The 22218-nt window shown below is 72.7% G+C and carries 18 protein-coding genes; 12 read left to right on the top strand and 6 right to left on the bottom strand.

Features of this window, described 5'->3' with window-relative positions; translation table 11 throughout:
• Positions 1 to 64: 64 nt before the first annotated feature.
• The gene (locus tag ACNYC2_RS06910) at positions 65 to 2155 is read right to left on the bottom strand and encodes a HelD family protein (protein WP_419706318.1); all 2091 of its coding nucleotides are present in this window, start codon (positions 2153 to 2155) and stop codon (positions 65 to 67) included.
• A 203-nt stretch (positions 2156 to 2358) separates the two neighbouring features.
• On the opposite strand from ACNYC2_RS06910, the gene ACNYC2_RS06915 reads away from it, so the two are divergent.
• Positions 2359 to 2715: a DUF3467 domain-containing protein gene (locus ACNYC2_RS06915; protein WP_116676085.1), complete on the top strand. Its 357-nt coding sequence runs from the start codon at positions 2359 to 2361 to the stop codon at positions 2713 to 2715.
• Between the two features lie 319 nt (positions 2716 to 3034).
• On the top strand, positions 3035 to 3352 hold the full coding sequence (locus ACNYC2_RS06920) for an STAS domain-containing protein (RefSeq protein ID WP_419707787.1): 318 nt from the start codon (positions 3035 to 3037) through the stop codon (positions 3350 to 3352).
• 6 nt (positions 3353 to 3358) lie between these two features.
• On the opposite strand, the gene ppgK is transcribed toward ACNYC2_RS06920, so the two are convergent.
• Positions 3359 to 4105, bottom strand: a complete 747-nt coding sequence (gene ppgK / locus ACNYC2_RS06925; RefSeq protein ID WP_419706319.1) for a polyphosphate--glucose phosphotransferase — start codon at positions 4103 to 4105, stop codon at positions 3359 to 3361.
• A 14-nt stretch (positions 4106 to 4119) separates the two neighbouring features.
• On the opposite strand from ppgK, the gene ACNYC2_RS06930 reads away from it, so the two are divergent.
• Positions 4120 to 4305, top strand: coding sequence for an SPOR domain-containing protein (locus tag ACNYC2_RS06930; RefSeq protein WP_419706320.1), 186 nt, complete (start codon positions 4120 to 4122; stop codon positions 4303 to 4305).
• Between the two features lie 82 nt (positions 4306 to 4387).
• On the opposite strand, the gene panB is transcribed toward ACNYC2_RS06930, so the two are convergent.
• Positions 4388 to 5218 carry a 3-methyl-2-oxobutanoate hydroxymethyltransferase gene (gene panB / locus ACNYC2_RS06935; protein ID WP_419706321.1) on the bottom strand — a complete coding sequence of 277 codons (831 nt, stop codon included), beginning with the start codon at positions 5216 to 5218 and terminating at the stop codon, positions 4388 to 4390.
• Between the two features lie 104 nt (positions 5219 to 5322).
• Between panB and glnA the strand changes: the two genes are divergently transcribed.
• The 7 genes from glnA (at position 5323) to ACNYC2_RS06970 (ending at position 16585) form a co-directional block, all read left to right on the top strand.
• Positions 5323 to 6657: a type I glutamate--ammonia ligase gene (gene glnA, locus ACNYC2_RS06940; RefSeq protein WP_419706322.1), complete on the top strand. Its 1335-nt coding sequence runs from the start codon at positions 5323 to 5325 to the stop codon at positions 6655 to 6657.
• Positions 6658 to 6782: 125 nt separating this feature from the next.
• On the top strand, positions 6783 to 10091 hold the full coding sequence (locus ACNYC2_RS06945; RefSeq protein ID WP_419706323.1) for a bifunctional [glutamine synthetase] adenylyltransferase/[glutamine synthetase]-adenylyl-L-tyrosine phosphorylase: 3309 nt from the start codon (positions 6783 to 6785) through the stop codon (positions 10089 to 10091).
• 142 nt (positions 10092 to 10233) lie between these two features.
• Entirely contained in the window at positions 10234 to 11118 is an 885-nt protein-coding gene (locus tag ACNYC2_RS06950) for a serine/threonine-protein kinase (protein ID WP_419706324.1), read from the top strand.
• The gene (locus ACNYC2_RS06955; protein WP_419706325.1) at positions 11118 to 12365 is read left to right on the top strand and encodes a hypothetical protein; all 1248 of its coding nucleotides are present in this window, start codon (positions 11118 to 11120) and stop codon (positions 12363 to 12365) included. The genes ACNYC2_RS06950 and ACNYC2_RS06955 overlap by 1 nt, the downstream gene beginning before the upstream one ends.
• Positions 12366 to 12436: 71 nt before the next feature.
• Complete coding sequence (locus tag ACNYC2_RS06960; RefSeq protein WP_419706326.1) at positions 12437 to 13108, top strand: hypothetical protein; 672 nt, start codon at positions 12437 to 12439, stop codon at positions 13106 to 13108.
• The gene (locus ACNYC2_RS06965) at positions 13101 to 15626 is read left to right on the top strand and encodes an Hsp70 family protein (protein WP_419706327.1); all 2526 of its coding nucleotides are present in this window, start codon (positions 13101 to 13103) and stop codon (positions 15624 to 15626) included. The genes ACNYC2_RS06960 and ACNYC2_RS06965 overlap by 8 nt, the downstream gene beginning before the upstream one ends.
• On the top strand, positions 15623 to 16585 hold the full coding sequence (locus tag ACNYC2_RS06970; protein WP_419706328.1) for an OmpA family protein: 963 nt from the start codon (positions 15623 to 15625) through the stop codon (positions 16583 to 16585). The genes ACNYC2_RS06965 and ACNYC2_RS06970 overlap by 4 nt, the downstream gene beginning before the upstream one ends.
• Here ACNYC2_RS06970 and ACNYC2_RS06975 read toward each other — a convergent pair whose 3' ends face one another.
• Together ACNYC2_RS06975 and ACNYC2_RS06980 are read right to left on the bottom strand one after the other, a co-directional pair.
• Positions 16586 to 17152 (bottom strand): AAA family ATPase, encoded by a 567-nt coding sequence (locus ACNYC2_RS06975; RefSeq protein WP_419706329.1) that lies wholly within the window; start codon positions 17150 to 17152, stop codon positions 16586 to 16588.
• 9 nt (positions 17153 to 17161) lie between these two features.
• Positions 17162 to 18061 (bottom strand): LysR family transcriptional regulator, encoded by a 900-nt coding sequence (locus ACNYC2_RS06980; RefSeq protein ID WP_419706330.1) that lies wholly within the window; start codon positions 18059 to 18061, stop codon positions 17162 to 17164.
• A gap of 80 nt (positions 18062 to 18141) precedes the next feature.
• On the opposite strand from ACNYC2_RS06980, the gene ACNYC2_RS06985 reads away from it, so the two are divergent.
• Complete coding sequence (locus ACNYC2_RS06985; protein WP_419706331.1) at positions 18142 to 19206, top strand: EamA family transporter; 1065 nt, start codon at positions 18142 to 18144, stop codon at positions 19204 to 19206.
• A gap of 319 nt (positions 19207 to 19525) precedes the next feature.
• Complete coding sequence (locus ACNYC2_RS06990) at positions 19526 to 21343, top strand: GTP-binding protein (RefSeq protein ID WP_419706332.1); 1818 nt, start codon at positions 19526 to 19528, stop codon at positions 21341 to 21343.
• Between the two features lie 9 nt (positions 21344 to 21352).
• Here ACNYC2_RS06990 and ACNYC2_RS06995 read toward each other — a convergent pair whose 3' ends face one another.
• Positions 21353 to 22192 (bottom strand): endonuclease/exonuclease/phosphatase family protein, encoded by an 840-nt coding sequence (locus tag ACNYC2_RS06995; protein ID WP_419706333.1) that lies wholly within the window; start codon positions 22190 to 22192, stop codon positions 21353 to 21355.
• Positions 22193 to 22218 lie beyond the last annotated feature (26 nt).

Below are 22218 nucleotides of genomic sequence, written 5' to 3' on the forward strand. Positions count from 1 at the left end.
AGGGTCAAGCGCTCGGTCGTGAGCCCTCGGCCGGTGTCGTGGCGTCGGTGCGGCGGCCGCTCGATCAGCCGACCAGGTGCTCGTCCAGGAGCTCGACACCCAGCTCCGGCGGCAGGTCGCCGTCGTGCCGGACGACGAGGGACGTGACCGCCCGGGTGAGGCAGACGTAGAGCCGCCGCAGGCCGGTGGCGTGGTTCGGCTCGGCTGCCACGATCGCGGCGGGGTCGTGCAGCACGACGTGGTCGAACTCGAGGCCCTTCGCCAGCGAGGCGGGCACCAGGTCCAGGTGTGCGTCGAACTCGGAGGCGTCGTCGGGGTCGACGACGGTCTCGTCCGGGGCCGGTGGTTCGTCGTCCTGCTCGCCGACGACGGCGAAGGCGATCCCCGCCGCGGCGAGCGTCGTGCGGAGGTGCGCCACGGCGTCGTCGGGCACGATCAGGCCTACCGAGCCCTCGAGGCCGGCGACGCCGGTGAGGACGTCGTCGAGCGGCGCGTCGGTGATCGTGAGGCGGCCGCGGGCGCGCCGGACCGCCGTCGGCGGTTCGAGGCCGGGCGCGATGCTCGGCAGGAGCCGGGCGGCGAGCTCGATCACGTCGCCGGGCACGCGGAACCCCGCGGTCAGCTGCTCCACGTGCCCGTCGGGCTTCGCGAGGTGGCCGAGGACGTCCGACCAGTCGCGCGACGCCCAGGGCGTGGTGGCCTGGGCGAGGTCGCCGAGCACGGTGAGCGAGCCCGTCGCGGCGCGGCGCCCGAGGGCGCGCAGCATCATCGCCGACAGGTCCTGCGCCTCGTCGACGACGATGTGCGCCACCGACTCCGTCCGGTCCAGCAGGTCGACGATCTCGTCGAGGAGCACGAGGTCAGCGGTCGTCCAGCGCGCGGAGCCGGGCGTCCGTGGCGGGCGGGTCCACGTCAGGAGGAGCTGTTCGGCCCCGGAGAGGATCCCCTCCGCGCACTCGGCGAGGAACTCGGGGTCGGAGAGCAGCCGGAAGAGCAGCCGGCGCGGCTCGACCGCGGGCCAGACCGCCGCCGCGTAGTCCCGGACGGGCTTCGTGCGGGCCAGCACGTCCCACGCCTTGTCGTCGAGCGCGTCACCGGTCTCCTCGATCTGGACGAGGACCCGGTGGGCGAGGGCGTGGCGGAGCTGGGCGGCGCCGAGGGCGTACCGCACGTCCCTGGACCTGACCTGCTCGATCGCCTCGCGTGCCTCGTACGCGGGGACGCGCCAGCGGAACGAGCCGCGCGGCAGGACCAGCGTGTCCTGCGGGGTGCCGATGTGCGACCAGACGGCGTTCCGCAGCACCTCCGCCATCCGGCCGTCGCCCTTGAGCGTCGCGACGTCGGCGGCCTCGGTGGCGCGGACCGGCGCGTGCGTACCGACCATCTCCTCGATGGTGGCCTGCCTGGCGTGGATCTCGCCGAGCGCGGGCAGCACGTCGCGGATGTACCGCAGGAAGCTCTTGTTCGGCCCGACGACGAGCACACCGCGGCGCGTGAGCTGGTCGCGGTGCGCGTACAAGAGGTAGGCCGCACGGTGCAGCCCGACGGCCGTCTTTCCCGTGCCTGGCGCACCCTGCACGACGAGCGTGCGCTCGAGCGGCATGCGGACGATGACGTCCTGCTCGGGCTGGATGGTCGCGACGATGTCGCGCATCGGGCCGGTGCGCGGGCGTTCGATCTCGGCCTCGAGGATGTCCGAGTGCGCGGCGCTGCCGTCGTCGGCGCCCAGCTCCGGCCGGGCCAGCGACTCGTCCTCGAACCCGGTCAGGTGGCCGCGGGCGAAGCCGTAGCGACGCCGGGCCGTGATGCCCATCGGCTCCTTCGGCGTGGCCCGGTAGAACGGGGTGCTCACCGGCGCGCGCCAGTCCACGACCATCGGCTCGCCGTCGGCGTCCGAGACGTGGCGCCGTCCGATGTGGAAGATCTCGATGCTGTGCCCGAGGGCGATGCGGCCGAAGAAGAGCGGGATCTCGGGGTCGTCGGTGAGCTGTTCCATCCGTCGCGCGAGCGCGGCCTCCAGCGCGTCCGCGCTGATCGGGTCGCCGGCATAGCGGCCGTCGAGCGCGGCCACCCGATCGCGCATCCGGCCGAGCTGGGTCCGTGCCTCGGCGAGAAATTCTCGTTCCTTGGCGAGCTCGGGCGCGTCGGCAGGCATGGGTGACCCTCCAGGAGTCGGTGTGGGATGTGTTCGCGGGAGCGAACGCGAGAGTCTAGTGCCGGGGACGCGATCGAGGCGGCATCTTTTCGGTGATGTGCACGCGGCTCGCGATGCATATGTCCTCGGAGTCCGTTTCCACTGTCGCACCAACGGGCCCCACGGTACGGTCGGGGAACCGCCCGGCCAATCGAGGAGCCCTAGTGTCGTCCGACGAGCTGCCCCAGGAGTTCCAGATCGACGTGCCAGACGAGATGGAGACCGGCGTACCGGCCGACTTCGCCTCGGTATGGCACACGCCGACGTCGTTCATCCTGGACTTCATCGCCGTGAAGCAGCCCCCGAGCCCGGTCTCCGACCCCGAGTCGGGAGAAGTCACTTCGATAACGGTGCCGGGCCGCGTGGTGTCGCGAGTGCGCATTCCTCCGCAGCAGGTCTTCGAGCTTGCCAAGGCGCTCACTATGCAGCTCGACGCATGGGAGAAGGAAAGCGCACCGACCGTTCGCAATCCGGGGGTGGCAGAGGGGCCGGATGGTCCGAATCGATCGTCAGAGAAATGAATCTTGTGAATCTTTTTCTTGGACGATTGTCCAACTGAGCGTCCATATGTCCGGTCTGACCGGGGGGAATGTTCCAGTTTGGCCGGAGAAATGGTGGGTTATACCAGTCCTGAGGGGGAAATGTAAGCCTCCGCGGCTGTTCCACTTGCGATCTTCACGGATGTAGGCTTCCCGTGATCGCGACGAAGGCGTTGCAATCTCCCAGAGTTGCCCGGGGGGTCGGGCGACCCGTTCCGGCGGCCATGTCGGGGAGCAATGAACAGGGGCGATGCAAGTGAGCAACTCGGAATTCGATAACAGGGGGCGCACGGGCGGGATCATGTTCGAAGAACAGTCCCGCACGAGTGTCGTGAGTATGTGGGGAGAGATCGATGTCTCCCTGCGCGGAGAGTCCAGTGCTGCGATAGCTAATGCCCTGGAGAGGGCGAAGTCGGTAGTGATCGACACCTCGAGGGTGACTTTCATGGACTCGACGGGCGTCGCATTTCTCATGCAGATGTACACCTACGGAACGCAGGACGGGCTGACCGTCAGCCTCCCGGACCCGCCGCCGGTGGTCCGGAGCGTCATCGAGATGCTCGGGGTCGACGTGCTGTTCGCCCAGCCGGCTCAGCCCGCAGTGGCGCGGGAGGCCTGACCCGGGTCAGCGCCCCGCGGCCAGCGCCGCGGCGCCCACGATGCCCGCCGCGTTCCGCAGCTGTGCGGGAACGATCGGCGCCCGCAGGTGCAGGTGCGGCAGGTACTTCTCGTGATGCTTGCTCACTCCGCCGCCCACGACGATGAGGTCGGGCGACAGCAGGTCCTCGACGACGCCGAAGTAGCGCTGCAGGCGCTCGGTCCATGCCTCCCAGGACAGGTCCTCCCGCTCGCGCGCGGAGTCGGCCGCGCGGGACTCGGCGTCGTACCCGTCGATCTCGAGGTGCCCCAGCTCGGTGTTCGGGACCAGGACGCCGTCGACCACCAGTGCCGAACCGATGCCCGTGCCCAGGGTCACCACGAGCACCACACCCTCGGTGTTGCGAGCCGCTCCGTACCGGACCTCGCCGATGCCCGCCGCGTCGGCGTCGTTCACCGCGGTCACGCTCCGGCCGGTCGTGCGCTGCACGAGCGCGGGCAGGTCGACGCCGGTCCAGGACTGGTCGAGGTTCGCCATGAACCGCACCACGCCGTGCTGCATGGGCGCGGGGAACGCGACGCCGATCGGCACGTCGTCGGCCAGGTGGTAGCTGTCGACGAGCTGGGCGAGCACGTCCGCCACGGCCTGCGGGGTGGACGGTTGGGGGGTCGGGATGCGGGTCCGCTTGTCCGCGTACTCGCCGGCCACGAGATCGACGGGCGCACCCTTGATCCCCGAACCTCCGATGTCGATGCCGAACGCCAGGTCAGTCATGTCAGGATCGTCTCATGAGCACTGGGGAGCAGTACTGGTACAACACTGATACGGGCGAGGTCGAGGAGGGGCACCGTTCCTCCTGGACCCATCTCATGGGGCCGTACGGCACCCGCGCCGAGGCGCAGCGGGCCCTGGAGAGCGCGAAGTCGCGCAACGAGTCCTGGGAGAAGGACGACGAGGACTGGCGCAAGAAGTAGCTGTCAGACGCGCGGGCACCTGTCAGACGTACAGGTCACCCGGGTGATCCGTAGGTCTGACACGTGCGGGTGCGTCTGACAACTACTTCTCGAAGGAGTGCTCCGCGTCCGGGAACGAGGAGTCCTTGACCTCGGAGACGTAGTCCTCCGCGGCCTGCTGCAGGGCTGCGCCCAGCTCGGCGTACCGCCGGGCGAAGCGCGGCGACCAGCTGGTCATGCCCGCCATGTCCGTCCACACCAGGACCTGGCCGTCGCAGTGCGGTCCGGCGCCGATGCCGATGGTCGGGATGCGCACGATCTCGGTGATGCGCGCGGCGACGCCCGAGGGCACCATCTCCAGGACGACGGCGACGGCGCCGGCCTCCTCGATGGCCTGCGCGTCCGCGGCCAGCGCCTCCACGGCGTCGTCGCCGCGGCCCTGGACGCGGGGCCCGCCGAGCAGGTTCTCCGACTGCGGCGTGTAGCCGAGGTGCGCGACGACGGGGATCCCGGCGTCGGTCAGCGCGCGGATCTGTGCCGCCGAGCGGATGCCGCCCTCGAGCTTGACCGCGTCTGCGCCCGTCTCCTTGAAGACCCGTACCGCCGTCTCCAGCGCCTGCTGCGGTCCGGCCTCGTACGAGCCGAACGGCAGGTCGATCACCACGAAGGCGCGCTTGGTGGCCCGGGCCACTGCCCGCGCGGCCGGGATCATGTCGTCGACGGTCACCGGGATGGTGGTGGCGTGGCCGTGCATGACGTTCCCGATGGAGTCACCCACGAGCAGGATGTCCATGCCGGCGGCGTCGAAGATGGCGGCGGTCACCGCGTCGTACGCGGTGAGCATCGCGAGCTTCTCGCCTCGGGCCTTGGCCTCCGCCAGGTGGTGCACACGGACCCTCTTGGGACCCTGAGTGGGTGAGGTGTGGGCGGACATGGTCCTCCTGTGGTTCGGGCGGCCTCGGTGCCGCAGGAAAGCCTACGGCCGGTCGTCCATGCCCGGTACACGCGCCTGTAACAGGTTTAGTGCAAGATGGGCCCATGGACAGGCAGCAGGAGTTCGTGCTCCGCACGGTCGAGGAGCGCGACATCCGCTTCATCCGGCTCTGGTTCACCGACGTGCTCGGTGTGCTCAAGTCTGTCGCGGTGGCGCCCGCAGAGCTGGAGTCGGCGTTCAGCGAGGGCATCGGCTTCGACGGCAGCGCCATCGAGGGGCTCACCCGGGTCTTCGAGGCGGACATGGTCGCCAAGCCCGACCCGACCACCTTCCAGGTACTTCCCTGGCGGGGTGAACGGCACGGCACGGGGCGCATGTTCTGCGACATCCTGACGCCGGACGGCGAACCGTCGCTGGCGGACTCCCGCAATGTGCTCAAGCGCACACTCGCCAAGGCGAGCGACCGCGGGTTCACGTTCTACACGCACCCCGAGGTGGAGTTCTACCTCTTCAACCAGATGACCAAGGGCGACCCGACGCTCGAGCCGGTGGACCAGGGCGGGTACTTCGACCACCTGGCGCGGGGGTCGACGCACGACTTCCGCCGTGCGGCGATCACGATGCTCGAGTCCATGGGCATCTCGGTCGAGTTCTCGCACCACGAGGCAGGCCCGGGTCAGAACGAGATCGACCTGCGCTACGCCGACGCGCTGACCACCGCCGACAACCTCATGACGTTCCGCACGGTCGTCAAGGAGGTGGCGCTGGAGCAGGGCGTGTTCGCGTCGTTCATGCCCAAGCCGCTGGCCGACCAGCCGGGCTCCGGCATGCACACCCACGTGTCGCTGTTCGAGGACGACCGCAACGCGTTCCACGAGCCGGGCGCCCAGTTCGAGCTGTCCAAGACGGCACGCCAGTTCATCGCCGGCCTCATGGTGCACGCGGGCGAGATCACCGCGGTCACCAACCAGTACGTCAACAGCTACAAGCGGCTCTGGGGCGGGCAGGAGGCCCCGAGCTACGTGAGCTGGGGCCACAACAACCGGTCCGCGCTGGTCCGTGTGCCGATGTACAAGCCGGGCAAGGGCAACTCGGCACGCATCGAGTACCGCGCGCTGGACTCGGCCGCGAACCCCTACCTGGCCTTCGCGGTGCTCCTGGCCGCCGGCCTCAAGGGCATCGAGGAGGGCTACGACCTCCTCGACCACACGGAGGACGACGTCTGGGAGCTCACGGCCGCCGAGCGGCGCGCCCTGGGCATCGCGCCGCTGCCGCGCGACCTGGACGAGGCGATCCAGTTCATGGAGAAGTCCGAGCTCGTCGCGGAGACGCTCGGCGAGCACGTCTTCGACTACTTCCTGCGCAACAAGCGCGAGGAGTGGGAGGCGTACAGCGCCCAGGTCACGCCGTTCGAGATCAAGCGCTTCCTCCAGCTCTGACCGCCGCGCCGAAGTAGAACCCTGGCGAGATAGAACCGCAGCCTCGCCCGGGTTCTACTTCGCCAGAGTTCTACTTCGCCAGAGTTCTACTTCGGCAGAGGGCGCTCGCGTCGTAGGGTCAGGGGGTGCAGAGCCGCCGACCCGAGACCCTGACGACCCACCTGATCCGGGCCGGGTTCGCCGACCTCACCCGCTCGGCCTCGCTGTGGCGGGATCCCGACCTGGTGTCGGTCCTGGACAGCAGACCGAAGGGTGCCAGGGGAGCGGACCACGCGGCCGGACCGGACCGCGGCGCCGTCGAGCTCGCGCCGGCGGACGCCGCGCTGCTGCGGGCGCTCGCGGTCGTCGCCGACCCCGACCTCGCGCTGCTGCAGCTCGTCCGGCTCGCTGCCGCCGCCCCGGACCGGCTGCGCCCGGTCCTCGCCGTCCCCGACGGTGAGCCGGCGGAGTCCCGCGACGCGGACGACGGCGAGGCGCCCCAGCCGTCCGCGCGCGCCCGGCTGCTGCGCGTGCTGGGCTCCTCCTCGGCGCTCGGCGACGAGCTGGTGCGGCACCCCGCGCTGCTGGACCTGATCGGCGACCGCACCCCGGGCACCGGCGTGCCGGCCGATGCGGTGCGCGCCGAGCTGCTGCGGGCGATCGACGCGGACCCCGAGTCGGCCGAGCCCGTCGCGGGGACCAGCGTGCCGGCCGACGGTCCGGCACCCGCGGACGGCGGACCGCCGTCGTACACCGACCGGCTGCGCCGGGCCTACCGGGCGCGGCTGCTGCGGATCGCGGCCACCGACGTCACCGCGCCGGACCCCATGGTGGTGCTGCCCGCGGTGGCCGCAGCGCTCGCCGACCTGGCGGCGGCTGCGCTGGAGGGTGCGCTCGCGATCGCGCGCGCCGACGAGGAGGACCACGCCGTCGGCGTGCGCCTGGCGGTGCTGGGCATGGGCAAGACCGGTGGCCGGGAGCTGAACTACATCTCGGACGTCGACGTGATCTACGTCGCCGAGCCGGGACTGCTGCCCGACGGCGCACCGGCGTGCGACGAGGACCACGCCCTGCGGGTCGCCGCCCGGCTCGCGGGGCGGCTCGCGCAGGTGTGCTCCGGCCCGTCCGCCGAGCCCGCGCTGTGGCAGGTCGACGCGGCGCTGCGGCCCGAGGGCAAGCAGGGGCCGCTCGTCCGCACGCTGGCCAGCCACGTCGCGTACTACGAGCGGTGGGCGGTGACGTGGGAGTTCCAGGCGCTGCTCAAGGCGCGCCCGGTCGCGGGGGACCTGGCACTGGGGGAGGAGTACGTGGCCGCCGTCGGGCCGCTGGTGTGGCAGGCGGTGGAGCGGCCCAACTTCGTCGAGGACGCCCGCGCGATGCGCAAGCGCGTCGAGGACAACGTGCCGGTGGCCGAGGCGGACCGGCAGGTCAAGCTCGGCAAGGGCGGCCTGCGCGACGTCGAGTTCACCGTCCAGCTGCTGCAGCTCGTGCACGGGCGCGCGGACGAGGACATCCGGTCGCGGACCACGCTCGACGCCCTCGCGGCGCTGTCGCGCGGCGGCTACGTCGGACGCGAGCACGCCCGCCGGATGGGGGAGTGCTACCGGTTCCTGCGGGCCCTGGAGCACCGGATCCAGCTCTTCCGGCTGCGCCGCACCCACCTCATGCCGACCTCCGAGGCCGAGCTGCGCCGCATCGCGCGCGGGCTGGGCCAGGGCGGCGCCGACGACCTCGTCAAGACGTGGCGCTCGGTGCGGCGCGAGGTCCGCGACCTGCACGAGGCCGTCTACTACCGGCCGCTCCTGCCCGCGACGGCGCTGCTGTCGACCGGCGAGGCGTCGCTCGCGCCGCGGGCCGCGATGGCCCGGTTCGCCGCGATCGGCTACCGCGACCCGGCCGGTGCCATGCGGCACGTCCAGGCCCTGACCGACGGCGTCTCGCGCCGGGCGTCGATCCAGCGCCAGCTCCTGCCGGTGCTGCTGGGCTGGTTCGCCGAGGGTGCGGACCCGGACGAGGGGCTGCTGGCGTTCCGCAAGCTGTCCGACACCCTCGGCTCGACGCACTGGTACCTGCGGCTGCTGCGCGACTCCGCCGAGGCGGCGTCGCGGCTCGCGCAGGTGCTCTCCTCCTCGCGGTATCTCGCCGACGCGATCGGGCGGTCGCCGGAGTCGGTGCGCTGGCTCGCGGAGTCCGACTCGCTGGCGCCCCGCGGGGTGCGCAGGCTGGCGGCTGAGGCGGACGCGCTGCTCGGCCGCGCGCAGGAGGTGGACGCCGCGACCGTCGCGCTCCGCGCGCTGCGGCGGCGGGAGCTGGCGCGCACCGGCGTCGCCGAGGTGCTGGGCGCGCTGGGCCCGGTCTCGGCGGCCAGGGCCATCTCGGACGCCGCCGACGTCGTCCTCGCGGGCGGGCTGCGCATCGCCGAGCACGACGCACGGGCCGAGCGCGGGGTCGCCCGCGGGGACGAGCCCGCCCGGCTGCTCATCGTCGCGATGGGCCGGCTCGGCGGCCAGGAGCTCGGCTACGGCTCGGACGCCGACGTCATGTTCGTGTACGAGGCGGTCGGCGGCGCGCCCGACAAGGAGGCCAACGACTACGCCCTGACCGTGGCGAAGAACCTGCGGCGCATCCTCTCCGCCGTCGGGCCCGAGCCCGGCCTGCCCGTGGACGCGGACCTGCGGCCGGAGGGCCGCAACGGGCCCCTGGTGCGGTCCTTCAAGTCCTACGTGGAGTACTACGGCCGCTGGTCGTCGCCCTGGGAGGCGCAGGCGCTCCTGCGGGCGCGAGCCCTGTCCGGCACGCTGAGCGTGGTCGCGGCGGGCGGCCCGGAGGAAGGCGCGGTCGCTGCCCTGCTGTCGGACGGCGGAGCGGCCGGCCCCGGCGACCTCGACCTGGGCCCCGGCGCCGAGGGCGGCGTTTCGCTGGGCGCGCGGTTCACCGCGCTCATCGACCCGCTGCGCTACCCGGAGGGAGGCCCGGACGCCGCGGTGCTGCGCGAGGTGCGACGCATCAAGGCGCGCGTGGAGTCGGAGCGGCTGCCCCGCGGCGCGGACCCGGCGCGGCACCTGAAGCTGGGCCGCGGCGGGGTCTCCGACGTCGAGTGGACGGTCCAGCTGCTGCAGCTCCAGCACGCGTTCGAGGTGCCCGGCCTGCGAACCACCGGCACCGTCGCCGCGCTGAAGGCGGCGCGGGACGCGGACCTGCTGACGGACGACGACGCCGAGGTGCTGCTGGAGGCCTGGCGGCTCGCGTCGCGGCTGCGGTCGGCGATCGTGCTCTGGTCCGGGCGGACCACGGGCTCCGGCGTCGACATGCTGCCGCACGACAGCCACGCCCTGACCGGGCTGGCGCGCCTGCTCGGTGACGTCGGCACGGGACCGGAGCTCGAGGAGCTGTACCTGCGACTCGCCCGGCGGGCGCGCGGGGTGATGGAGCGGGTCTTCTACGGCGCGGAGTGAAATGCCGGATATCCACGCTATTGCGGCGATAGGGTATCGACGGCTTCGTCGTTAGCCCACCTCGGGAGGGGTCCCGGGCCGCGCTTGCGACGGTTCGGTCGATCAGACCCGTGCGAGCGAGACGTCGTCGGAGGGAGACCGGATGCGCCTGCTCACCGAGGGCAGCCAGATCGGCGACACGTACGAGATCGAGCGCTACCTCGGCCAGGGCGCCTACTCCGAGGTCTACCGGGTGCGGCACCGCTTCCTGGGACGGCAGGCCATGAAGGTGCTCAAGCGGGTCGGCACGCTGGCCGAGACGCGCCGGATGCTCGGCGAGGCCACGCTGCTCTCCAAGCTCGGCCATCCCAACATCGTGCGGCTCTTCGACGCCGGGACGGTGCCGACGCCTGCCGGGGACCGCGGCTTCTTCACCATGGAGTACGTGGCGGCGGGCAACCTCGACGACTACCGGCGCTCGCGGCCGGCAGGGTCCGTCCCGGTCGACGACGCGGTCGAGATCCTCGTGCAGCTCTGCGCCGGGCTCGCCGTGGCGCACCGGTCGGACCCGCCCATAGTGCACCGCGACATCACGCCGTGGAACGTCCTGGTCGGGTACGACCAGGACCAGGACCGGCTGCGGGTGCGGGTCGGCGACTTCGGGCTCGCCCGGCGGGTCGAGGCCAGGTCCGGGCTGACCAGCTCCGAGGGCACGCTCGCGTTCATGGCGCCGGAGGCGCTGCGGTACGGCCAGGGCGCGTCCCCGGCCGGGGACGTGTACGCCGTCGGGACGGTCGCGTATCTCCTGCTCACGAACCTGCTGCCGTACGAGGACGTGCCGGCCACGATCTTCGGTGCCCGGCACCGGCCGCCGCCGATCTCGCCGCACGACCTCAACCGCGACGTGCACCCCGGCCTGGCCGGGATCGTGCTCGGCGCGCTCGAGCCCGACCTGACGCGCCGGCCCTCCGACGCGGCCGAGCTGGGCAGCGCGCTGACGGCGTGGCGGGACGCTCACCGGGGTACGTCCGAGGAAGAGGAGATCTGATGAGCATCACCTCCGACGTCGCGCGCGACATCGACCGCGTGCTGCGCCCGCTCGAGGGGCACGGCCTGTACCGGAACAACGCGTTCCGGGTCACGGGGCTGCCCACCGACGTGTCGAACCGGCAGGTGCGCAGGCACCGGGAGGAGACCCAGAACCCGTACTACGTGACGCCGGTGCCCGACGGCGACGTGCCGCTCCCGCCGTCGGACGACCCGGACGCGTTGCGCGCCGCCTTCGAGGTGCTGCGTGATCCCCTGGCGCGGCTCGTGCACGAGCTGTTCTGGGTCCGGCCGGACCAGCCGAGCTGGCACGAGCACGCGGTGTTCGCGCACTCCCGGGCGCTGGAGGCGACCACCCCCGACGGGAAGGTGGCGCACGAGGACGCCTGGGGCGACTGGAAGGTGGGCCTGCGCCTCCTGGCGCAGGCGTTCGCTGCCGAGGAGACGTGGGAGTGGGTCCGGCTGCGCGCGGCGGAGATCGACGACCCACGGCTGTCCGTCGCGGTGCTCCGCGCGCTGCGCGAGCGGCTGCCGGAGCACGTGATCGGCGTGTCCGTCACGCTGGCCGTGCGGGCCGCCGGTGCGGTCCCGGAGGAGGCCTTGGGGCACATGGCCGCGCTCGAGGGCGGGGGGTTCGAGCCGAGACTGGTGCGTGACGTCGCCCGCGCCGCGGTCGAGCCCGCCACGACCCGGGTGCGGAGCGCCTGCGAGAGCGCGTGGGGGGCCGCCCCGTCCGACGGGCTCTCGGCGGCGTCGGCGCTGCTCGACGAGACGGCGTCGGCGCTGGCGACCTGCGCGGCGGTCCTCGGGAACGACGACGACGTGGTCGACGCCTGCCGGGACGAGGTGGCGCGCACCGTCAACAACTGCGTGCTCGGGTTCGTCAACTTCTACGTGGAGACGGCACCGGCGGCCCTGTCGACCAAGCCCGTCCTGGACCTGCTCCGCGACGCCCGGGCCCTGGCGTCGTCGCCGTCGGTCACCATGCTCCTGGACAACAACATCGCGGACATCGAGGGGTTCGAGGCGCGGCGTGCGGCCGCCTCGGGACCGAATCTGGGCTGTGCGCCGCTGCTCTTCTTCTTCGTGATCGGCGGCGTGGCGTCCTGGTTCTTCGTGCGCGACGTGATCGGGCTCGGGCCGGTCTGGTCCGTCGTGATCGCGATCTTCGGCGCGTTCATGGCGGTGGGCCTGGTCGCGCAGGTCGTCGAGTCCTTCCAGGGCGTCTCCGGTTCCCGGACCCGATGAGGCTGTCACGACCGCTGTCACAACCTCTGTCACGACCGACGCACGTCACAACCGACGCAAGGAGTGGATGGGTGAACGCCGCACCACGACGCCGGCCCGGCGCCCGCAGCCTGTCGGCCTGGTCCCGGCAGCACCGGTTCCCGGCCGAGTTCCGGATCCTGCCGCCCGCCCTGCCTTCGGGTCCGGCCTCGAACCCGGTGGCCGACCCTATGCCGGCCGGCCAGGCGGCTGGCCCGGCGTCGGCCGACTCAGTGGCCGATCCGGCGTCGGCCGCTGCTTCCCGGCCGACGGCGCCGGAGCCGCCGGACGCGCTGCCCGAGCCGCAGCCCGGCACTCCGCCGGGAGACCTGCCCGGGGACCTGCCTGACGACGTGGTGGCGGGCCTGGTGACGGAGCTCTGGCGGGCCCGCAACAAGGTCGACGGCCCGGGGGCCGAGCAGGACCCGCCGCGCGCCGTGCGCTGGGCGAACCGGTACCTGGCCGCCGCGGACGACCGCCTGGTCCGGGCCGGGATCGAGGTCGAGGGACACGACGGGCTGCGGTTCGACGTCGGCATGGACCTGCGCGTGCTGGCCTACCAGGACGACCCGGACGTCACCGAGGAGACGGTGGTCGAGACGGTCCGCCCTTCGGTCCGCCGTGCGGGACGCATCATCCAGGAGGGGGAAGTGATCGTGGCTGTACCGGAGAGGTCGGACGCGGAGCCGGCACACGCTGAGACGAGAGGACAGGACGATGCGTGACACGATCGACATCGGGATCGACCTCGGCACCACCAACAGCGCCGTCGCCGAGGCGAAGGGCGCGAGCGCCGAGGTGGTCCGCAACGCCCAGAACCTGGAGTTCACGCAGTCGGCGGTGTACGTGAGCCGCACGGGCAGCGTGCTCGTCGGGCAGAAGGCCGGCGCGCGCGTCGTGTCCGACCCCGACAACGCGTGTGCCGAGTTCAAGCTCCGCATGGGCCGCCGCGACCAGGACAAGGTGTTCGAGGCGTCGGGCCGCACCTTGTCGCCCGAGGAGATGTCGGCGGAGGTGCTCAAGTCCTTGCGCCTCGACGTGCAACGGCGCACGGGCGAGCCGATCGAGACCGCGGTGATCACCGTGCCTGCCGCGTTCACCGCGGACCAGACGGCTGCCACCAGCAGGGCCGCCGAGCTCGCCGGCCTGAGGGCCGCGCCCCTGCTGCAGGAGCCCACCGCCGCCGTCTGGGCGTACACGGCGGACGTCGAGGCGCCGGACAAGGGGTTCTGGCTGGTCTACGACTTCGGTGGTGGCACGTTCGACGCCGCCGTCGTGAAGATCGAGGACGGCGAGTTCATGGTGGTCAACCACGCGGGCGACAACTCGCTGGGTGGCAAGCGGATCGACTGGGCGATCGTCGAGGACTACCTGCTGCCCCGGCTGCAGCAGGACCACGGCCTGACCGACGTCACGGTGGACGACCCCCGTTACCGGGGTGTGCTCGCACAGCTCAAGCGCCTGGCCGAGGCGGCGAAGGTCGAGCTGTCGCAGCAGGAGAGAGCCGAGATCGAGGCAGAGATCAGGGTCGACGCCGGCCGCGACGTCGAGTTCTACTGCGAGCTGACGCGCGACGACCTGGCGGACATCGCGCGGCCGCTGGTGGCGAGCTCGATCCGGCTGTGCCGCCAGTCGCTGTCCGAGAGCGGGATCCCGACCTCGGCGTTCGAGCGGCTGCTGCTGGTCGGCGGGTCGTCCCAGCTCGCGCTGGTGCGCGAGATGCTGGCCGACCCCGCCGACGGCCTCGGCATCCCGCTCGACTTCAGCCTGGACCCGATGACGGTGGTCGCGCGCGGCGCGGCGATCTACGCCGCGACGCAGCGCATCCCCCGGGAGGTGCGGGCGGCGGCACCGGCCGCCCCGGGCCGCGCGCGGCTGAACCTCGAGTACTCGGCAGCCGGGCTGGACCCCGACCCGCTGCTCGGCGGCCGGGTCCAGGCGGACGGCGTCGCCGACTGGACCGGCGGGACCGTCGAGGTCCGCAACACGACGACCATGCCCCCGTGGACCACGGGGGCCGTGGCGCTACGTCAGGACGGGTCGTTCTCCGTACGTCTGAGGGCCCCGGAGATCGCGACGCACTCGTTCACGGTCACCGTGCACGACCCCGCGGGCACGGAGCTGGCCACGGACCAGGCGAGCCTGACCTTCCAGCGCAAGAGCGGCGGGATGGGCGGCGCGCCGACCATGAGCCACTCGCTCGGCGTCGGCCTCATCGACAACACCGTGGCGCCGCTGGTCCGGCGCAACACCGAGCTGCCGAGCACGGGCCGCCTCAACGGCCTGCGGACCACGCAGGCGGTCGACCGGCGGTCCGGCGCCGGCCTGCTGCGCATCCCGATCCTGTCGGGGGAGCACGCACGCGCCGACCGCAACACCGTGGTGGGCCAGCTCGTCGTCCGCTCGGACGACATCGAACGCGACCTGCCCCTGGGCACGGAGGTCGAGGTGGTCGTGCGCGTCGACAGCAGCTTCGGTATCCAGGCCGAGGCGTACATCCCGTTCCTCGACGCCGAGTTCGCGATCGACGTCGACCTCGTCCGGACGGTGCTGCCCGATCTCGCGGACCTGCGGGCCGCCCGCGCGGCACTCGACGCCAGGTACCACGAGCTGCGCAGCCAGGGTGACCAGATCCGGGCCACCGAGGCGCTGGCCCGGCTGGACCGGCTGGACGCCGACGGGGTCATGGAGGAGATCGACCGGCTGCTGCGGCAGTCCGAGGCCGACCCGGACGCGACGGCGACCTGCCAGGCACGGCTGCTCGACGCCGACTCCGCCCTCGACGAGGTCGACGAGCTCCTGGAGCTGCCCAAGGTCGTCGAGGAGGGGCGCGAGGCGCAGGGGATCGCCAACGAGGTCGTCGCGGAGGCCGGCGACGGCCGCTACACGGACGAGCTCAGGCGGGCCGAGGCCGAGCTCGAGGACGCCATCGCCGACGGCAACCGGACGGTGATCGAGCGGCGGACCAACGAGGTCCGGTCCATCGCGATCCGGGTGTTCGAGGACAGCGGGCAGCTTCCGCTGATCCGGTTCGCGGCCCTGGAGAGCGAGCTGGACGGCGACCCGCGCCGGGAGGTGCAGCGCCTCCTCGGCGACGGTCGCTCGGCGGTCGCCGCCGGCGACCTGAACCGGCTCACCGGTGTCAACGCGAGGCTCGACCGGTTCGTGGACCGGAGCGGCGGGGGCGGCAGCACGCCGTCGATCCTCGGGGACGGGCTCCTGGGTAACGGGGGCGGGCAGTGAGCGCCGTGGTCGAGAGCGCTGGTTCTGCCGGGCCCGATCTTGCCGCGGTCGGGACCGTGGTGACCGACGCCGCGCCGCACGCGCGGGCCGGCCGGTACGACGCCGCACGACGCCTGCTCGACACGGTCGGCGGTCAGGACAGCGACGACGTAGAGGTCCTCGACCTGCTGGCCCGCGTGCACGCTCAGCGCGGCGACCTGCCCCAGGCCGACGCCTGCTGGGCGCGCGTCGAGCACCTGGACCCCGAGCACGCCGGAGCCCTCGACGGGCGCCGCCGGATCCGCGCGATCTGGTCCGGGAAACGCACCGGCGGCGGCCTCGTGCTGGGCGCCGCCGCGGCCTGCCTGCTGCTCGCGGGTGGAGGGGTGGCGACCGGGTGGGCGCTCGCGTCGCGTCCCGCCGACCAGCAGGCGGATCCGGCCGTGGCCCAGGAGCTCGCACAGCTGAGGCACGACCTGAACCAGATCCGTACGGCGACCCCGCCGCCGTCGGACGGGGAGACCGCGGAAGGGACGACGTCGCGCGAGGCAGCTCTACGGGAGGTGCGGGACGCGCTGGGGGACCCACGATGGACCACGACGCTCGACGCGCGATCCGTCCTCGTGACGTTCCACGACCCGGTGTTCGAGGCCGGCGGCGCCGAGACGTCCCGGAGCGGGGCCGACACGCTGACCGGCCTGGCCGGCCGGCTCCGTGACCTCGCCGACGTCGAGGTGACCGTGGTGGGCCACACGAGCGACACGGCGCCCGTGCCGGGGAGCCGCTACCTCGACAACGCCGAGGTGGGCCTGGCCCGCGCGCTCGCGGCGGCGCAGGTGATCTCGTCGGCTAGCGGGATCCCGCTGAGCGCCGTGGACGTGGCCAGCGCGGGCGACGTCGACCCGCCGTACCCCAACACGGACGAGACGAACCGGGCCAGGAACCAGACGGTGACCGTGGCGATCGAGGTGGTTCCGTAGTCACGACGGCGTCGCCGAAAGGCCGATGCGGCCCGTGATCTCCTTGGCGACCTCGGCCGGGCGCAGCAGGGTCGTGTCGATGACCTCGGTGCGCTCGGCGAGCCAGGGGAGGGCCGCGCGGTAGTCGGCGGCTCGGTGCCGCCGCCAGCCGACCGAACCGTCGTGGATCTTGATCTCCTCGAGCGTGGCGGAGGTGACGGTGTCGCCGGCGATCCGCCGCTCGTGCTCCTCAGGGGTGGAGTCCAGCGTGAAGGCGCGCACCTCGACATCGGCGGCCGCCAGACCTGACATGATCTCGTTCCAGTACTGCTCGACGACGACCGTCTGCGGGGCGACGACCGTGCGGTCCGTGTAGCGGTCCAGCGATACCAGGGCCGCCACGACCAGCTCGCGCCACGGGCGCCAGTCCTGGAAGTCCGGCACTGGTTCGACGGCGCCCAGGGTGGGGGCTATCACTCCGCCGATCTGCTCCGGGTCGAACACGACCACCTCGGGCAGGAGGGCGTCGAGCTCCGCCGCCGTGGTGGTCTTGCCGCCGCCGAACGGTCCGTTGAGCCACACGATCATGGGGGCAGGTTAGCGCCCGCCGCCCTGCTCCGTCGGGAGCCCGATCGCCGTCAGGAACGCGCGCGTCGCCGGGGTGGGCCCGGGCTTGCCCCAGACGACGTACTCGATGCGGCTCGGCGCATCGGTGACGGTGGCCGTGGCCAGCCCGCCGAGCTCGGGCGCTCGCCGGAGATAGGTACCGGGCAGGAAGCCGATCGCCAGCCCGTGCCGGATGATCTGCGCCATGAGGGGCGCGTCGGTGACCTCGAAGGCGACGTCGCGGCCGAGGCCTGCCCGGGCGAAGGCCTGATCGGTCTGGGCCCGGCCGGCCGACCCGTACGGGAAGTCGACGAACGGTTCGGCGGCGAGGTCGGCGAGGGCCAGGCCCTCCGCGCCCGCCAGGGGATGGTCCGGGGCGAGGACGGCGACCAGGCGGTCGCGCGCCAGCTCGTGGCGGTGCACGCCGCTCGGCCGGGCGGAGCTGGGCAGCCCCAGGAACGCCACGTCGAGCCGCCCGGCCGCGACGTCGGTCGTCAGCAGCTCGCTCGGGCCGGTGCGCAGGGACACGCGCACCTGCGGGTGCCGACGGCGCAGGTCACGCAGGGCGGCGGGCACGTCGACGGCGGCGACCGTCGGGATGGCGCCCACGCTGAGCCGCCCGCGCACCTCACCGACCGTGGCAGCCGCGTCGGCCGCGGCGCGCTCGGCGGCCTCGAGCGCCTGCCGGGCGGCGGGCAGGAACGCCTCACCCGCCGCCGTCAGGCGCACCTGGCGGCTGGTGCGCGCGAAGAGCGCGGCACCCAGCTCGTGCTCGAGCCGCTTGATCTGATGGCTCAGCGCCGACTGCACGACGTGGCAGCGTTCCGCGGCCCGCGTGAAGTTCGACGTCTCGGCGACCGCGACGACGTAGCGCATCTGCTGGAGCTCCATGCGATCAATCGTGCATCACGATCGATCACATGAAAAGGATGTGTTGGACTCATCAGTAGTCGCGGGCGAAGACTGGAGTCATGGACACCACGAGACTCCCGCAAGGCCGCCAGGGCCGGACGGCGGCACTCACCGCCGTCGCCGCCCTCACCGCCGTCACGGCGCTCGCTCCGACGGTCTGGGGCACCACGTACTTCGTCACCACCGAGATGCTCCCGGCCGGGCACCCGCTCTTCGCCGGGCTGGCGCGTGCGCTGCCCGCGGGACTCGTCGCCGTCGCGATCGGCGCGGCGCTCAGCCGCGCGAGCGCCGCCCGGAACGGCTCGGTGGTCCGGGCACTGCCCCGCGGCGCCTGGTGGTGGAAGAGCGCAGTGCTCGGCACGCTCAACATCGGGCTCTTCTTCCCGATGCTGTTCATCTCCGCCGAGCGGCTGCCCGGCGGCGTCGCGGCCACGCTCGGCGCCGTCGGACCCCTGTTCGTCGCGCTCCTCGCCGTGCCGGTGCTCCGCGAACGTCTGTCCCTGCGCCGGGTCGCGTGGGGCGTCGCGGGCGTCGCCGGCGTCGGCCTCGTCGTGCTCGGCCCGGGTGCCCGCCTCGACACGGCAGGCGTCCTCGCCGGACTGGCCGGCGCCGTCTCGATGGCGCTCGGCGTCACCCTGACCAAGCGGTGGGGCCGCCCCGAGGGCGTCGGCCCGGTCTCGGCCGCGGGCTGGCAGCTCACCGCGGGCGGACTGTTCCTCGTCCCCGTCACCCTCATCGCCGAGGGCCTGCCGCCGGCCATCGACGGCCGGGCGGCGCTCGGCTACCTCTGGCTCGGCCTGGTGGGCGGCCTCATCGCCTACGTGCTCTGGTTCCGCGGCATCGGACGGCTGCCGGTCACCTCCGTCGCGTTCCTCGCCCCGCTCTCACCCATGGTCGCTGCGGCGATCGGCATCGGGGTGCTCGGCGAGAGCCTGTCGGGGATCCAGGTCGCCGGCTTCGCGCTGGCGCTCGCGGCGGTGCTGGCGGGGCAGCTGCCGCCGCGCGGACGGCGGGCGGGTCGGGCGGTGTCGGCGTCCGCAGGGGTCTCGGCAACGGCACCGGCACCCGCGGCGGCACCGGCACCGGCGTCCGCCAGGATCCGGGAGCTGCAGGTCGCACGATGAGGATCGTCGTCCTCGGCGAGCCTCTGACTTCGGTCGGTTGCTGGGCGCACTACGCGACTTCGGTCGGTTGCTCTGAGATCGGTCAATCAACCGACCGATCTCAGAGCAACCGACCGAAGTCGCGAGCAACGCCGTGCAACCGACCGATCTCACGGCCCTGATGTCACCCGATGCCCGGCAAGGCCCGCGGTCACCAGAAAAACCGTTGCCCTGATCGCGCGGCCCGGAGCATCGTGGTGCCCTCCCGAGCGAAAAGGAATTCCGATGACAGCTGTCACGCCCCGTGCCCTGACCCTCCGCACAACGGACGTGACAGCTTTTGTCGTACCTCAACCTCGGGATCGTCGCCCATGTCGACGCCGGTAAGACCAGCCTGACCGAACGCCTGCTGCACCACGCGGGCGTGATCGACCGCCCCGGAAGTGTGGACCGCGGCGACACCACCACCGACTCGCTCGCGCTGGAGCGGGAGCGTGGCATCACCATCCGCGCCTCGGTGGCGTCGTTCCCCGCCGGGGACGTCACCGTCAACGTGCTGGACACGCCCGGCCACCCGGACTTCATCGCCGAGGTGGACCGCAGCCTCGCCGTGCTCGACGGCGTGGTGCTCGTGCTGTCCGCCGTCGAGGGCGTGCAGGCCCAGACCCTCGTGCTGATGCGCGCCCTGCAGCGGCTCCGGCTGCCGGTGATCGTGTTCGTCAACAAGATCGACCGGCGCGGCGCCCGTCCGGAGGCGGTGACCGACGCCGTAGCGCGCCGCCTCAGCCCCGACGTGCTGCCGGTGCAGCGGGTCGAGGCCGCGGGAACGCCGTCCGCCCGTGTGGTTCCGCTGCCGGACGATGGCCTGCGCGCCTGGCTCGCCGGCGAGTCACGGCGGGGCGCCGCCCACCCCGTCCTGTTCGGGTCGGCGGTGACGGGCGCCGGTGTGCCCGAGCTGGCTGCAGCCCTGGGGAGCTACCTGCCGGCGGCCGACCCCGGCGAGAACGCCGACGCGCGTTCGGGAGTCGTCTTCGCCATCGACCGCGAGGGCGGGCGGAAGCGTGCGTTCGTCAGGATGCGGTCCGGCGCGCTGCGGGTCCGGGACAAGATCGACCTGGGACACGGTCGCGCGGAGCGGGTCACGGGCCTGAGCGTCGCGCACCGTGGGTCGCTCGAACCGCGGGACACGGCCGCGGCCGGCCAGATCGCCGTCGTGCACGGGCTCTCGACGGCGCGGGTCGGCGACGTCGTCGGGCGCGCGCTGCCCGGGGACGAGCGCGCGAGCCAGTTCCCGCCGCCGTCGTACGAGACGGTGGTCGGCGTCGTGCCGGGTGAGCGCGGCCGGCTCTATGCCGCGCTCACCGAGCTGGCCGAGCAGGACCCGCTGATCCGGGTGCGGCGGCGCGGCGAGGAGATCACCGTCTCGCTGTACGGCGAGGTCCAGCGGGAGGTGCTGGCCGCCGTCCTGCAGCGGGAGTACGCGGTGGACGCGCGGTTCGGGGAGGTGCGCACGGCACGCCAGGAACGGATTGTCGGCACCGGGCACGCGCTCGAGGTGAAGAAGCAGGACGGCAACGAGTTCCTGGCCACGATCGGGCTGCGGGTGGAGCCCGTGCCGCCCGGGTCGGGCGTCACGTTCGAGCTGGAGTGCGAACGCGGTTCGATGCCGCCGGCCTTCTTCGACGCCGTCGAGGACACGGTGCGCCGGGAGCTGGCCCGCGGGTCGCTGCGGTGGCCGATCCCGGATGCCCGGGTGGTCATGACCCACTCGGGCTACGCGCCCCGGCAGAGCCACATGCACCAGAAGTTCAACAAGGCGATGTCCAGCACGGGGGCCGACTTCCGTGGGCTGACGCCGCGCGTGCTCGCCGCCGCGGTCCGGCGGGCCGGGACGGTGGTGTGCGAGCCGGTGCACCGGTTCGTCATCGAGATGCCGGACGACGTCGTCGGGGCGGTCACGTCCCTGGTAGGACGGCTGGGCGGCGTGCCGACGGAGTCGGGCGCGGCCGGAGTAGGGATCGCCGTCGTGCGGGGCGAGATCCCGGCAGGCAGCGTCTCTGCGCTGCAGCGGGAGCTACCCGGGCTGACCCACGGCGAGGGGGTGTGTCAGACGGTGCACGACAGGTTCGAGCCGGTGCGGGAGGTGGTGGGGACGTGATCGCTGGGGTCATCTCGGCGGCGCCACCAGATCGACGACGACGCCGTAGTGGTCGCTCGCCCACACCCCGTCCACGGGGCGGTCCAGCACCCGCTGGCAGTCGTCGACCAGCAGCGTCGGACCGCGCAGCCCGCTGCGGAACAGGACGTGGTCTATCTTTCGCGACACCGCTGTACCGAAATCCCCGTCACGGACCAGGGGGTTGGCCAGCTCGAACGTATGCCCCGGATCGTCCGGGTGTGCGTACTCCCAGGCGTCCTGATAGCAGACGCTCAGATGCTGCGCCGGCTGCAGGCCCCGCCAGAACCGCATGCTGGCCGAGTCGGGAGCGGCGTCGAAGTCGCCGAGCACCAGGGCATGGACATCGCGGCTGCCGATGTGTTCCTCGATCGCCCGCGCGACGAGCACCGCCTGCTCCTCCCGTTCCAGCTCGAACGGGAGGGGCCAGCTCGGCTTGTGGTGCGCCACGAGCATCGAGCCGAGGGGTGTGTCGAGCTCGACGAGGACGGCGGCACACCAGGGCAGGGTGCGGCGGCTGCGATTGCTGATGCGCAGGTCGATCTCGGTGACGAGCCGGTGGGGCCAGCGGGTGGCGAGGGTGCCCGCGACGCCGTCGTCCGACGGGCGAGAGAAGTGGGTGAGGTGATAGCCCGGCCCGACCAGGCGCTCCAGGACCTCCGGTGCGTCGACCGGCACCTCCTGGAGCGCGACGACGTCGGGGTCGAGGGCGCGGATCGTCTCGCCGATGAGCGGATGTCGCCGGTCCCAGCCGGGGTTGCCCGGGCCGAACACGTTCATGGTGAGCGCTCGGACGGTGGGTGTCGTGGACCGTGCGGTGGATCGTGCCATCACCTCATCGTGCAGCGATCGTGTGG

The organism is Promicromonospora sp. NFX87 (assembly GCF_048564965.1).
Classification (GTDB): Bacteria; Actinomycetota; Actinomycetes; order Actinomycetales; family Cellulomonadaceae; genus Promicromonospora.